13 protein-coding genes are annotated in these 12572 nt (G+C 65.4%); 4 read left to right on the forward strand and 9 right to left on the reverse strand.

All coding sequences use genetic code 11. The annotated features are described in order from the left end of the window. Nucleotides 1-8: 8 nt before the first annotated feature. Both IG122_RS19515 and IG122_RS19520 read right to left on the reverse strand, forming a co-directional pair. Nucleotides 9-866 carry a DUF58 domain-containing protein gene (locus IG122_RS19515; RefSeq protein WP_193187675.1) on the reverse strand — a complete coding sequence of 286 codons (858 nt, stop codon included), beginning with the start codon at nt 864-866 and terminating at the stop codon, nt 9-11. 15 nt (nt 867-881) lie between these two features. Next, nucleotides 882-1892, reverse strand: a complete 1011-nt coding sequence (locus tag IG122_RS19520) for an AAA family ATPase (protein WP_193187677.1) — start codon at nt 1890-1892, stop codon at nt 882-884. 82 nt (nt 1893-1974) lie between these two features. On the opposite strand from IG122_RS19520, the gene IG122_RS19525 reads away from it, so the two are divergent. Genes IG122_RS19525 through IG122_RS19540 form a run of 4 tightly spaced genes read left to right on the forward strand, consistent with a single transcriptional unit; the run spans nt 1975 to nt 5181 of the window. Then, complete coding sequence (locus tag IG122_RS19525; protein ID WP_226893769.1) at nt 1975-2562, forward strand: DUF1285 domain-containing protein; 588 nt, start codon at nt 1975-1977, stop codon at nt 2560-2562. Continuing rightward, nucleotides 2559-3176 carry a CoA pyrophosphatase gene (locus IG122_RS19530; RefSeq protein ID WP_193187680.1) on the forward strand — a complete coding sequence of 206 codons (618 nt, stop codon included), beginning with the start codon at nt 2559-2561 and terminating at the stop codon, nt 3174-3176. The genes IG122_RS19525 and IG122_RS19530 overlap by 4 nt, the downstream gene beginning before the upstream one ends. A gap of 29 nt (nt 3177-3205) precedes the next feature. Continuing rightward, a complete protein-coding gene (locus tag IG122_RS19535) occupies nt 3206-4414 on the forward strand; it encodes a CCA tRNA nucleotidyltransferase (protein WP_193187682.1) in 1209 nt (402 codons plus the stop codon). After that, nucleotides 4411-5181, forward strand: coding sequence for a 2-keto-4-pentenoate hydratase (locus IG122_RS19540; RefSeq protein WP_193187684.1), 771 nt, complete (start codon nt 4411-4413; stop codon nt 5179-5181). The genes IG122_RS19535 and IG122_RS19540 overlap by 4 nt, the downstream gene beginning before the upstream one ends. 16 nt (nt 5182-5197) lie before the next feature. On the opposite strand, the gene IG122_RS19545 is transcribed toward IG122_RS19540, so the two are convergent. The 7 genes from IG122_RS19545 to hemC form a co-directional block, all read right to left on the reverse strand. After that, nucleotides 5198-5869: a hypothetical protein gene (locus IG122_RS19545; protein ID WP_193187686.1), complete on the reverse strand. Its 672-nt coding sequence runs from the start codon at nt 5867-5869 to the stop codon at nt 5198-5200. Between the two features lie 111 nt (nt 5870-5980). Continuing rightward, entirely contained in the window at nt 5981-6844 is an 864-nt protein-coding gene (hemF, locus tag IG122_RS19550; protein WP_193187688.1) for an oxygen-dependent coproporphyrinogen oxidase, read from the reverse strand. A gap of 94 nt (nt 6845-6938) precedes the next feature. After that, nucleotides 6939-7727, reverse strand: a complete 789-nt coding sequence (locus tag IG122_RS19555) for a hypothetical protein (RefSeq protein ID WP_193187690.1) — start codon at nt 7725-7727, stop codon at nt 6939-6941. Between the two features lie 104 nt (nt 7728-7831). Then, nucleotides 7832-9346: a heme biosynthesis protein HemY gene (locus IG122_RS19560; RefSeq protein ID WP_193187692.1), complete on the reverse strand. Its 1515-nt coding sequence runs from the start codon at nt 9344-9346 to the stop codon at nt 7832-7834. A gap of 4 nt (nt 9347-9350) precedes the next feature. Next, nucleotides 9351-10760: a COG4223 family protein gene (locus IG122_RS19565; RefSeq protein ID WP_193187694.1), complete on the reverse strand. Its 1410-nt coding sequence runs from the start codon at nt 10758-10760 to the stop codon at nt 9351-9353. A 102-nt stretch (nt 10761-10862) separates the two neighbouring features. Beyond that, nucleotides 10863-11585, reverse strand: coding sequence for a uroporphyrinogen-III synthase (locus IG122_RS19570; protein ID WP_193187696.1), 723 nt, complete (start codon nt 11583-11585; stop codon nt 10863-10865). A gap of 5 nt (nt 11586-11590) precedes the next feature. Then, a complete protein-coding gene (gene hemC / locus IG122_RS19575; RefSeq protein WP_193187698.1) occupies nt 11591-12547 on the reverse strand; it encodes a hydroxymethylbilane synthase in 957 nt (318 codons plus the stop codon). Nucleotides 12548-12572: the final 25 nt, after the last annotated feature.

Raw genomic sequence — 12572 nt, forward strand, 5'->3', positions numbered from 1 at the left:
GCGTCGCCCTACCCGTTCTGCCGCGTCATCGCGGCATAGAGTTGCAGCAGGGCCGCTTCCGGCGCTTCGGAGGTGACGTGCTGGGCGAAGAACCAGCCGGCCTTGCGGCAGGCGTCCTTCAGCCGGGCGCGGTGCAGCGCCAGTTTTTCGACATAGGCTTCGCGCACCCTGTCGGCGCGGCGGAGCAGGTGCGCGGTCTCGGCTTCGGTGCCTTCGAAACGGATGCGCCCCTGGAACGGAAACGCTTCTTCTGCCGGGTCGGTCACCTGCAGCAGGAAGCCGGAGACGCCGGAAGCGGCGAAGTGACCGATGATTTCGGCATAATCCTCCGCCGGCTCCATGAAATCGGAGACCATCACGGTGACCGCATGGCGCGGAAGATGCTCCAGCGCCGGCAGGCTGGCGGCGCTGTTTCGAGCGTTCTCCAGCGTGTTCGCGAAGAGGTTCAAACCGCTCCGCCCGCCGCGCGGCGGGGTTCCCTCGCCGAGCAGTGCGATCCGCTCTCCGGCCTCGGTCAGCAATGCGCCAAGAGCAAGGACCAGGAGATCGGTGCGCACCGTCTTTTCCGGCAGGGTCCGATCGGAGGCGAAACGCATGGACGGCGAGGCGTCGCGCCAGATCCAGACGCTCTGGGAGGCCTCCCACTCCGTCTCGCGGACATAGACCTCGTCGCTTCGGGCCGTGCGGCGCCAGTCGATCCGGCGCACCGAGTCGGTGATCTGGTAGGGACGGAACTGCCAGAAGGCCTCGCCCATGCCGACGCGCCGCCGCCCGTGCATGCCTTGCGAGACGGTCGCGGCAACCCGCTCCGCCGCCACGAGCAGGGGCGGGAATTTACCGGCGAGTTCCTCGGCGTGATGACGCATGGCGCGCCCCCCGGGTCAGCGATAGTCGGCCAGCAGCCGCTGGATGATATCGTCGAGCGAGACGCCTTCGGCACGCGCGGCGAAATTCAGCGCCATGCGGTGCCTGAGCACCGGCGGCGCCAGTTCCAGAACATCCTCGATCGAGGGCGAGAGCCGGCCGTCGAGCACCGCGCGGGCGCGGGCCGCGAGCATCAGCGCCTGGCTGGCGCGCGGTCCGGGCCCCCAGGCGACATGCCGCTTCACCTCTTCCACCTCGGTGGTCTCCAGGCGGCCGGAGCGGACGATTCCGAGGATCGCTTCGACAACGCTCTCGCCGACCGGGATCTGGCGCAGCAGCTTCTGTGCCTCGATCAGCTCCGGGCCGTTCAGCACCGGCTCGACCTTCACGTCCTCGCTTCCGGTGGTCGCGAGCAGCATGCGGCGCTCGGCATCATGGTCGGGATAGCCGACATCGATCTGCAGCAGGAAGCGGTCGAGCTGGGCTTCGGGGAGCGGATAGGTGCCTTCCTGCTCCAGCGGGTTCTGGGTCGCGAGCACCAGGAAGGGGGAGGGCAGTTCGTAAGTATGGCCGCCAACCGAGACGGTGCGTTCTTGCATCGCCTGCAGCAGCGCCGACTGGGTGCGCGGGCTGGCGCGGTTGATTTCGTCCGCCATCAGGATCTGCGCGAAGACCGGTCCCTTCACGAAACGGAAATGCCGCCTGCCATCGTCCGATTCCTCGAGAATCTCGGCGCCGATGATATCGGCGGGCATCAGGTCCGGGGTACACTGGATACGCTTGTCCTCGAGCCCGAGCACGATGCCGAGGGTCTCGACGAGGCGCGTCTTGGCGAGGCCGGGAACGCCGATCAGAAGCGCATGTCCGCCGGCGAGAACGGTGGTCAGTGTCTGGTCGACGACGTCGCGCTGGCCGAAGATCACCGTCTCTACCTGCGCCCTCGCTTTCGCCATGCGGGCACCCAGCGCATCGATTTTTTCGACGGTCTCGGTTTCGAGCCGTTGATCGAGAGTGGAGGAATTGGTCATGGACTCTATACTTCCTTCTAATCACTGGCCCGCCGGACCTGGCCGGCGCACGCCGAAGAACTCATAGAAGCAGCCATTACCGATGACCGCATCGAACGCGTCTTCCGATCTCCCCCCATCCAAAGATCAGTTAGAGCGTATCGCAGCCGCAGCAACTGGCAAGCCGGAACCGCGCAAACAGATCGATATGGGGCATTACGGGATCCGGATCGATCGCGACGGCACCTGGTATCATCTTGGCACTCCTATCAATCGGCTCCCCCTGGTAAAGCTCTTCGCCACCGTCCTCCACCGGGACGAGGATGGCGGCTATTCGCTCCGCACCCCGGTCGAGCGCGGCCGAATCACGGTGGACGACGCGCCCTTCACCATCGTCGCCGCATGGTACGACGAGACCGGTGCGGAGGACATGACAACTCGGAGACTCATGCTCCGCACAAACCTTGACCGCATTGTGGCTGCCGGACCGGAACACCGGATTCGTGTCGAGACCAATCCGGAAAGCGGCGAGCCGCGTCCCTATATCGATACCGGAAACGGGCTGGATGCACTGATCACAAGATCGATATTTTACGATCTGGTCGATCAGGCGATACCGATGGAGCGCGATGGAGAAACTGTGCTTGGTCTCTGGAGTGGCGGCATTTTTCACGAGTTGGGGTCGATATGACCGGCATCTTTGACAGGGAGCGGTTGCGCGCGGCGCTGACGAGCGCCATCGAGAACGGCGCCGGGCGCGGCGATCACGATCTCAATCCCGGCATGGAAGTGGCCGAGCGACGGCGCCCCGCCGCGGTCCTGATTCCGGTGGTCGAACGCGAGGGCGGCCTGACGCTTCTCTTCACGCGGCGGTCGGACGATCTGCCGGTGCATCCGGGCCAGATCAGCTTTCCAGGCGGACGGGCCGAAGCAGAGGACCAGGGGCCAGCGGATACCGCGCTTCGGGAAACGGAAGAGGAGATCGGCGTGCACCGCCGGCATATCGAGGTGGTGGGCCAGCTCGATCTCTACCGCACCCGGACCGGTTTCGAGATCACGCCGGTCGTCGGCCTGCTGACCCCGCCGTTCGAACTCAGGCCCGAGCCCGGCGAGGTGCAGGAAATCTTCGAGGTGCCGCTGCCGTTCTTTCTCGACCGCGCGAACCACCAGCGCCACAGCCGCGAGTGGAACAACCAGACACGCAGCTTCTACGCCATGCCCTATGGCGATTATTATATCTGGGGTGCTACGGCCGGAATGCTGGTCAACTTCGTCGACGTCCTGTTGCCACGCGTCGACGCCTGAACGCGGCAACTGAATCCGGAACCCGCTTTATGCGCATTTCCCCGAAACCCTGGATGACGGCCCCCGAGACCCGCGCCGTCATGGAGGTCCTGAACCGCGACGGCGACATGGCACGGTTCGTCGGCGGATGCGTGCGGAGTGCGGTCCTCGACATCCCGATCGCCGATGTCGACATCGCCACCCGTTACACGCCGGAAAAGGTGATGGAGTTGCTGAGGGATGCCGGCATCCGCGTGGTTCCGACCGGGCTCGACCACGGCACTGTCACGGCGGTCGTCAATCATGAGCATTTCGAGATCACCACGCTCCGGCTCGACGTAGAGACCGACGGCCGCCGCGCCGTCGTTGCCTTTACGGAAGATTGGCGCGAGGACGCGGCGCGCCGCGACTTCACCATGAATGCGATGTTCCTGCGCCCGGACGGCAGTATCGACGACCCTTTCGGCGGGCATGGCGATGCGCTGGCAGGCAAGGTCCGCTTCGTCGGCGATCCGACCACGCGGATCCGGGAGGATGTGCTCCGGATCCTGCGCTTCTTCCGGTTTCACGCCTATTACGGCAAGGGCGAGGTCGACCCGGCCGGGCTCAAGGCCTGCCGCGAGCATGCGGGTCTGATCGACAGCCTGTCCGGCGAGCGGATCCGGGTCGAGTTCCTGAAGCTTCTCTCGGCGCCGTCTCCTGTTCCGGTGCTCGATCTGATGGAAAATGCCGGCGTGCTTCAAGTATTCCTGCCCGGTCCCTACGATCTGGAGGCGCTATTGCGCCTGATCGAGATGGATGACGAAGCGGCGGACCCGGTTCTTCGGCTCGCCGCCCTCGCGCCCGAACGAAACGGCCATGCATTCCGCGCCTCGGAGCGCATGCGGTTCTCGAACGCCGAGGCCGCCCGGTTTCATGCGCTTTCCGTCTCCGAACCGGAGCCTGGCGCTCCTTCGTTCCGCCCGGACATATACCGCCTCGGCAACGCGCTGTTCGAGGATGCGGTCCGTCTGAAGGCCGCCCGGGGGGCGATCAGTTCCGCCGATGCCGAGGCCATGATCGAAGCGTCGCGGACCTGGCCCAAGCCGGACCTTCCGGTCCGCGGCGCCGATTTGGTGGAAATGGGACTTGCCGCCGGCCCGTCCGTCGGCGAGGCTCTCCGCCGCCTGGAAGCTTGGTGGATCGCACGGGACTTTGTTCCGGACCGGGACGCCTGCCTTGCCGAAACCCGCCGGATGATTGCCGAGGAAAAGACATGAGCGAGAAGATTGCCCGAACCGCCGCCAGACTCCACGCGGCGTTCGAAAGCGGTGTGCCGATCGCCGATATCCCGGCCGGGGACGCGCCCGCCACGCAGCAGGAAGCATTCGCAATCCAGGACGCCGCTTTCGATCTGCTCGGACGCACGGCAGGTGCCTGGAAGGTTGGAAGCAGTCCCGGTACCGCGCCGACGGCGGCACCGATCGCGGCGTCGAAGCTCTATCCCTCGGGACAGGTCCTGCCCTCGAAAGCGCACCGCAATTTCGGTATCGAGGCGGAGATCGCCTTTCGTCTCGGCCGGGACCTTCCGGCGCGCGATGTCCCCTATACGGCAGAGGATCTGCGCGCGGCGGCCTCGACCCTGATCGTCACCATGGAGGTCGTGGAATCACGCCTTCGGGACTGGCCGAAAGTCGATCCGCTCTGGGCGCTGATGGACTTCCAGGCCAACGACTCTCTCGTGCTCGGCACGGAAATGCCGGTGCCGGAAGCGCTCGATATCCCCAATCAGCCGGTCCGGGTTCTGTTCGACGGCAAGGTTGTTTTCGAGGATACAGGCAGCTTCAAGGGCGGGGACCCCTTTACCCTGATGGCCTGGCTCGCCAATCACGCGCTGGAGCGCACCGGTTCCATGACGGGGCGCGGCCTCAAGTCGGGGGATGTGATTACGACCGGATCGTGGAACGGGATCTCGTTCGCGGGTGCCGGCGTTGCCGCAAAGATCGAGTTTCCGGGACTGGGAGAGGCGGAGATGCGCTTCGACTGAAGCGGAACTACTCGGCTCAGACGATGATGCTGACGCCGCGTGCCGTGCCCACGTTGGGGCGGCTGCTCAGGAACTGCAGGACCTCGGTTGTCCGGGTCAAGCGCTCGTTAAAGATCTGGAGCGAGCGTTCGTCCGGATCGATGGCGTAATTAGGGACTTCCAGGGGATCGCCGGTCAGGCGCTGGTCATCGCTGATCAGGTCGCCGACACGGACCGAGTCCGGACGGCCGTCGAGCGCCACGGAGTCCGCGCTCTCGACGCCTGACACGGGGACCAGGCGGGCCGCGATGTCGGTCGATTTCTCTTCGCCCTGCAGTCCGAGCCTGATTTCGTCGCTCTCGCCTCCTTCGCCCTGCTGGACCTCGCGAAGCCGCGTCGGGTCGGCGAACGCGCGGGGCGGCTCCCCGTCTGTCCCGGCTTCGGCCTGCTGAACCGGACCGGCCGCGGGTTGTGACGGCGTTCCGGTTTCCTGAGCCTGAGAGAGATTTGCCGGATTGACGATCGGTTGGGGCGAAGCCTGCGGGATCCGCTGGTCAGATGGCGACGGTGTCTCCTGATCGCGCGGCGCGGTAAAGCGCTCGTTGCCGACCGGCTGCCGCTCTTCCGCACGCGTTTCCGCCCTGAAGGACGCAACCGGTCCTTCGGGTGAAATGGTCGTCGGAAATATGAGCGTTCCGGATATCGACATCACTCATGCCACATAAATCACGTTCCCCGGCAACCGTCTGCCGAAAGGTAAAGAAGAAGTTAATGCAAAATTTTACGAATCCCAACTGAAATAGGAGTATCACTTGGTGCCTCAGAGACCCTCGGGGGCCGGCCAGATCACCTGCGGCGGCATGCTCATCAGGATGGCCTCGACATTTCCGCCGGTTTTCAGCCCGAAAAGCGTGCCGCGGTCGTAGAGCAGATTGAATTCGACATAACGCCCGCGGCGAACCAGCTGGTGGTGCCGCTCGGCCTCGGTCCAGTCCTCGTTCATCCGCCGGCGCGCGATCTTCGGATACGTCTCCAGAAAGGCGGTGCCGACGTCCCGGGTGAAGGCGAAATCCTTCCCGAAATCGCCGTCCACATAATCGTAGAAGATCCCGCCGACACCACGGGGTTCGTTGCGGTGCTTCAGGAAAAAGTACTCGTCGCACCATTCCTTGAATTTCGGATAGTAGGCCGGATCGTGCTTGTCGCAGGCCGCCTTGAAACCGGCATGGAAGGCATCCGTGTCGACCTGTTCCGGCACCATCGGCGTCAGGTCCGCACCGCCGCCGAACCAGGATTTCGTCGTGGTGATGTGCCGCGTGTTCATATGTACGGCCGGTACCTTGGGTGAGTGCATGTGCGCGACCAGAGAGATGCCGGAGGCCCAGAAGCGCGGATCCTCATCTGCGCCCGGGATCGACTTGCGGAACTCTTCCGAGAAGGTGCCATGCACGGTCGAGACGTTCACTCCGACCTTCTCGAAGACCCGGCCCTGCATCAGCGACATCACGCCACCGCCGCCGCCCTCGCGTTCCCAGCTCTTTCGCTTGAAGCGACCGGCGGGCCGGTCCTTCAACGGCCCCTCGTAGTCGTCCTCCATCTTTTCGAATGCGGCGCAGATCCGGTCGCGCAGGGTTTCGAACCAGGCGCGGGCTTCGTTTTTCTGCTCTTCGGTCGAGATATACATGGGCCAATCCGGTATCGGGCGTGCGAAACGGGGAGCGGAATCCCCGCGCCCGGTTTAGCCGGAAGCCCCAAGGCCTGTCGAGTGCCGGAAGATCTCAGAGATCGAGAATGCCGCTACCGGGAAAGACCTTGCTGCCGGTGACGTCCTTGGCCTTGGAAAGTGCGCGCACGGTTTCGGCGTCGAGCGTCCCGCCGCGGAACAGGGTCTCGATCTCTTGCAGCGGGCGAAGGTCACCCTTTCGGAAGGCGGCGAGCGCGTCATTGACAAGGCGCAGCCGCTCCAGAGCTTTTTCGATCGCGGCGGCCTGGGCCTTGTTGGGGGCGGTCTCGGCTTCCTTGTCGTCGATCGTGAACAGGCCGCTGACGATACCGGTCTGCTTTTGCGCTTCTGTCAGCGCAAGTTTCTTGCCTTCGAAGGACAGGAGTTCGGTGTCGGCGGCGGCAACCTTGCCGTCCCGCACCAGGCCAACCTCTATCGAGAGCTGGGAAATACTGGAAAAGACACCGCCTTCACCATCGGCGGAGCGAAACTGCTGGCTGACGCTCGAAATGCGGATCTGGATCCCGCTGACGCTCGGATCCTCGAGCGCCTTCTGCGTCAGGTCCTTAAGGCTGTCGAGTGCTTCCTTGAGGAATGCCTCGGAGTCGCCCCGCTTGTTAAGGGCGCCGAAGATGGTTTCAAGTTCGCTTCCGAAAAGGTTCTCGAGGCCGCTCTGCGTCCGAGTTTCCGAGGTCACGGAAGCGGAAAAGGCGACAGGGTTCGCGGTACGGAAGGTCGGAAGCGGCGCCGATTGCTCGCTGCGGGCCGTGCCGGAAGTGCCGACGGTCCGCGGTTCCGGCGGAGTCGGTCTGAACAGAGATGAGATCGAGGATATGGTTGTCATCGGAACGGCTCCATTCTGGACCCTAAGCTCACCCGGGGCGACTTCCCCCCCAACCGGTATTGTACCGGAACCAACCGCTAATTTAACTCAGCTTGCAGTAAGAGTCACGCGAGTCGACGCACCACGTCTTCCGGGTTTGGCCTGTCCCCATCCTCTGCGGAGGGTTCGCCGTCCGCCGCACCCGGTTTCTCCGTCGGGGCGGGTGGCCCCTTCTCGGGAGCCGGATCCGGCGCCGGTGCCTCGGCGACCTCAATGTCGCCGACGATCAGTGGCGTCTCCGGTACAGCCGGTTCGGAGATGGCTTCCGGGGGCAGGCTGACGAGGGTCGAGACCCGCGGTGGCTGCTTCCAGGACAGGCTGGCGAAGTGACCGCAATTGCCGCAGGAAACGGTCCAGACCTCGGCGGTGGCGCCGCAATCGGCACAGGTCCAGGCAGGGTCGGGTGCAGCGGAACCGGCGCGCTCGAGCAGGGCCCGCGCTTCGCTCGCGTTGCCGTGTTCGGCCTGCGCCAGATAGGCCAGCAAGCGGAAGACCGCGGCCCGGCGCTCCGGCGCCGGAATGGCATCAAGTGCCGCCCGGGCATCGCCCCAGAGTTCGGCTGCGATCGCCGCTTCGGCAAGCGCGATCCGCCCGGTGGTGGTTTCCTTCCCGGTGCCGACAAGCTTCTGGATGTGCTTGAAGCGCTGGACCGGCGAATCATCCGGCCAGAGATCCGCGTAGCGCTTTGCGAAGTTCGGATGCGGTGCCTGTTGCCAGGCATCCTCCAGCAGCTTCTGCGCCTTCTTGGTCCGACCCTTGGAAGTCTCCGCGGCTGCAGCGATCTGCACCGCCGGCGCGAAGGCCGGTTCGACCTTGAGGGCGCGCAGCGCGAAATCGGCCGCTTCGGAGAGCTGGCCTTCCGCCTCTTTCAGGCGGGCCCGCTCCATGTCGATGGCGACGCGGTAGCGCTTGGCCTCGCTTTCAGGGATCAGATCGCGACGGACGGCATCGAACAGAGTCTTCTGTGCCTCGTCCCAGTCTTCCGCCTCGGTTTCGAGTGTAAAGAGGGTGCGGGCGGCAAAGGCGGAATCGGGCCGCAGGTTGCGGGCCTGCCGAGCCAGCGGTAGTGCGGCTTCGCTGTCTCCCGCCTCAAGAGCCTGACGCAGCTTGCCGATCAGCCCGACGAACTTGGTTTCGGGGCTTTCCGTCAGCGCGTCGAAATAGCGGCCGGCGGCATCCCTGTCGCCGCCGAGCGCCGCCGCCTGGGCGGACAACAGCCGGGTCTTGGCGGGATCGCCGAGCAGTTTCTCGGCCCGCCGCGCCTGTTTGCGCGCTTCCTCGGCGTCGCCGACAGCAATCGCCGCCATGCCGAGGCTGAGGGCGTTCAGCCCGTCGTCACGCCGCCGCGCCGCGCGGCGGTCGAGAAATCCGCCGGGCAGACCGAGCAGGCCGCGCACGAGGCGATAGGCGACGAGCAGGAGGTAGAGCGCGACGAGCAGAACCAGCAGGGCGACCCCGAAATAGGTATCGATCCTGTAGCCGAGCCACTCGACGGAGATCTGTCCCGGATTGTCGGCAAGCTGGATCGAGGCGAAAACCAGCGCGCCGACGAGGATGAAGAACCCGAAGATCCTGAACATGGCGCTATCCTGCCTTCGCGACGGAGGAGAGCGCGGCACCGCGGAGCTGCGAGACCGCTCCGTCGACCGCGAGGCGCGCCTTGGCGGCCGCGATCCAGTCGCCTGCGCGCTCCGCGGGCGGACCGCTCAATTCCTCGAGCGCTGAGACGGCACCGGAAAGATCGCCCGCGTCGAGGGCGGTTTCGGCCCGCACCAGAACGGCATCGACGCCCGGTCCTTCGGCGACGTCCGTCCGCCGCACCGTCACCAGGGAGGCCACCTTGTTCAGGGTCTTGCCGACAAGGCCTTCGTCGCTGCCGGCGATCTTCGCCTGGGACACCGCCTTCGCCATGCCGTCGAAGCGCTCCGTAAGCGCGGAGATCGTGTCGACACCGGCGCTGTGACGGTCGAGCACGGCGACCGCGTCATCGACTGCAGGATTTCCACCGGTGGCAAGGTCCTTCACCGCGGCAAGCTGCCCGTCGAAGGACGCGGACGTAATCGTCACGGCCTCGAGCTGGCCGACAGCGAGCAGCAGCAAACCCGCCTGCTCCCGTTCGGGCGCACGTTTCTCCGCAATCTGGCGGACCGCGGAAAGTTCGGCTTCCAGACTGGCGATGCGCTCTCCGGCACCGCTCTCGGCGGAGTCGATCCGGCTTGCGACGGCGCTCAGATCGGAAGGGGAGACCTTCTCCTGCGCCTCGAGAACGACGATCCGTTCCCGCAACGCGCCGATGGTGCTCAGAAGCGCTTCATTGATTGCGGCACCGCTTCCGCTGCCACCGGCCACGGCCTGGCGCGCTGCAAGTTCGTCGATCCGGCCTTGCAGGGCCTCCAACTCAGCCTTAAGTCCCGCCTCCGCCTCGGACCGGTCTGCGGAACCGGTCTTGAGGGCGCCGAGCGCGTTCGAGGCCTCGCTTGCCGCCAGTGCCGCATCGTCAGCGGCGGTTCGGGCGGCCTGCAAGTCCCGCGTCAGAGTTTCGATCTGAGCTTCAAGCGCTACGACACGGTCGGCGAGCGCCGTCAGGGGATCGGGCGCGGTTTCGGCGACCGGCTGCGGTTCCGCCCCCGGCTCTGCGGCCTGTTGCGGAGCCTGTTCGCTCGGCGCTCCGCGGAGGAACGCGATGACGTCCGAGACCATCCCGTAGAAACCGTTCTCCGGCACTTCCGGGACGGTGACCGGAATGCCGTTCTGCTCGACGAAGTTTTCTGCGTGATCCTGCCAGAGCGGATAGAGCGCCGCTGCGACGCCGCCGCTGAGAAGCAACAGGACGATGAGAATTCCGATCACTTTCGTCCGCGAGGAAAACACCGACTTCGGCCCGGACTCCCCGGCCGGATCGGCATCGATCACCGTCGCATCCTCCACGTCTTTCAACGTCTCCACGGCTTCCTTGTCGGACAGTCCGCCGGTATCGCTCTTTGGATCGCTCATCGCCTCAGGTCATCCCAGTTCCACGACACGGGACGCTTCGTATCCCGTTCAGGCTCCACTGCCATCGAAGCATCAAGGCGCAGCGGAATCAGCAAATTTTTTTCAATCGTCTTTGTTACATAGGGCGGTTATCAGCCCGAGTAAGTCCGTCTTGGTCGGCCGCTCCGCGACGCGGACCGAGCCCCACGGAAGCTCCGAGACACTGTCGGCCACCGCCTCGCTGAGACAGAAAGCGGTCAAGTCGTGACAGCATGAGGCCAGGCCCGCTCTCTCGACAAGGGAGACGAAAGTGCGGCCCGTTTTCGACGAAAAGAACAACGCCCCGTCGAGCTTCCCTTCGCGCAGCGCGGTCTCGGTCTCTCGCGGAAATCCGGTTACGGGCACGCTTCGGTAAGCGACGATGCGTCGCAGATCGTATCCGCGTTCCCTGAGCGTCCCGTCGATGTCCCCGGCGACTTCCTCTGCACTGAGGAAAACGAGCGGGCCGTCATTCGGTTCCATCCGGCGGGCGATCAGGTCGACGAGAGCCGCCGCATCGCCGGCCGCGCTTTCCACTGTCTCGAAACCCAGCCGGCGGAGGCGTTCGGCCGTCGCATCGCCGACAGCGTAAACCGGGAGAGAGCGATCCCGTGTGTAGCGGGCCAGAGCTTCGGCACCGTTGCGGCTGGTCACGATGAATGCGGCGGGCCGGAGCGCGGGATCCGGTCTCGGGTCGAGGAAGTCGCAGGACAGCATCGGGGCGAGCACGCTTTCGATCCCCACGGTGACCAGATCCCCGGCCAGGGCCTCTGCATCCTCAACCGCTCGCGTGATGAGGACGCGCATACTGCTCAGACCTTGTAGCCGGGGCCAGCCTGCGCGATCAGGTCCTCGCCGACGAGTTCCCCGAGCGTCTCCGGGGCGTCTGCCGGCCCGGTCGCCTCTGCCGACCAGAGCGCGGAGCCGTCGAGCGCGGCAAGCTGGCCGCGCAGACGGAGCATGCCGTCGCCGATCAGTTCCGCAAGCCCGGCAATCGGTGTACGGCATGACCCGTCGAGGCGTGCAAGCATCGCCCGTTCGGCCTTGACCCGCGTCTCGCTCTCGGCGTGGTTGATCCCGCGCACCCAGTCGAAGATCCGCTCGTCATCGGGCGTATTTCCGATCCGGCACTGGATGCCGATCGCGCCCTGGGAGACTGCCGGCAGCATTTCTTCAGGTTCCAGAACCCGGGTCGCACGGTCGCCGAGGCCGAGGCGGGAGAGGCCGGCGATCGCCAGAAGCGTCGCGTCGCACTCGCCTTCGGCAAGCTTGCGCAACCGTGTCTCGACATTGCCGCGGAACAGGATGGTCTTGAAATCCGGCCGCTTGCTGAGGAGCTGTGCCGCGCGGCGGACGGATGCGGTGCCGATGACCGCGCCTTGCGGAAGGTCCTCGATGCGATCCGCCTTGAACGAAATCAGCGCGTCACGAGGGTCCTCGCGGGGCAGGATCGCCGCGAGTTCGGTGCCTTCAGTCAGGAACGTCTCGACATCCTTCAGGGAGTGCACGGCGATGTCGATCCGGCGGTCCAGCAGGGCCGCCTCGATCTCCTTCATGAACAGGCCCTTGCCGCCGATCTCGGCCAGCGCGCGGTCCTGCACCTTGTCGCCGGTGGTCTTGATCTCGACGATCTCGACCGCGCCTTCCGGCGCCAGTTCCGGGAAGGCTTCACCAAGCCGGCGCTTGGTCTCGTAGGCCTGGGCCAGCGCGAGTTTGGAGCCGCGCGTGCCGAGGCGGATCAGAGCTTTTGCTTTCGACTGGTCTTCCATGGGCGGACTGTGTAGACCGGAGCGC

Source organism: Nisaea sediminum (genome assembly GCF_014904705.1).
GTDB lineage: Bacteria > Pseudomonadota > Alphaproteobacteria > Thalassobaculales > Thalassobaculaceae > Nisaea > Nisaea sediminum.

Excerpts from the sequence above, each read along its gene's own strand:
- IG122_RS19525 (WP_226893769.1), top strand. The coding sequence starts at position 1,975 with ATGACCGCATCGAACGCGTCTTCCGATCTCCCCCCATCCAAAGATCAG.
- IG122_RS19520 (WP_193187677.1), bottom strand. The coding sequence starts at position 1,892 with ATGACCAATTCCTCCACTCTCGATCAACGGCTCGAAACCGAGACCGTC.
- IG122_RS19530 (WP_193187680.1), top strand. The coding sequence starts at position 2,559 with ATGACCGGCATCTTTGACAGGGAGCGGTTGCGCGCGGCGCTGACGAGC.
- IG122_RS19555 (WP_193187690.1), bottom strand. The coding sequence starts at position 7,727 with ATGACAACCATATCCTCGATCTCATCTCTGTTCAGACCGACTCCGCCG.
- IG122_RS19545 (WP_193187686.1), bottom strand. The coding sequence starts at position 5,869 with ATGTCGATATCCGGAACGCTCATATTTCCGACGACCATTTCACCCGAA.
- IG122_RS19570 (WP_193187696.1), bottom strand. The coding sequence starts at position 11,585 with ATGCGCGTCCTCATCACGCGAGCGGTTGAGGATGCAGAGGCCCTGGCC.
- hemC (WP_193187698.1), bottom strand. The coding sequence starts at position 12,547 with ATGGAAGACCAGTCGAAAGCAAAAGCTCTGATCCGCCTCGGCACGCGC.
- hemF (WP_193187688.1), bottom strand. The coding sequence starts at position 6,844 with ATGTATATCTCGACCGAAGAGCAGAAAAACGAAGCCCGCGCCTGGTTC.
- IG122_RS19565 (WP_193187694.1), bottom strand. The coding sequence starts at position 10,760 with ATGAGCGATCCAAAGAGCGATACCGGCGGACTGTCCGACAAGGAAGCC.
- IG122_RS19515 (WP_193187675.1), bottom strand. The coding sequence starts at position 866 with ATGCGTCATCACGCCGAGGAACTCGCCGGTAAATTCCCGCCCCTGCTC.
- IG122_RS19540 (WP_193187684.1), top strand. The coding sequence starts at position 4,411 with ATGAGCGAGAAGATTGCCCGAACCGCCGCCAGACTCCACGCGGCGTTC.
- IG122_RS19535 (WP_193187682.1), top strand. The coding sequence starts at position 3,206 with ATGCGCATTTCCCCGAAACCCTGGATGACGGCCCCCGAGACCCGCGCC.
- IG122_RS19560 (WP_193187692.1), bottom strand. The coding sequence starts at position 9,346 with ATGTTCAGGATCTTCGGGTTCTTCATCCTCGTCGGCGCGCTGGTTTTC.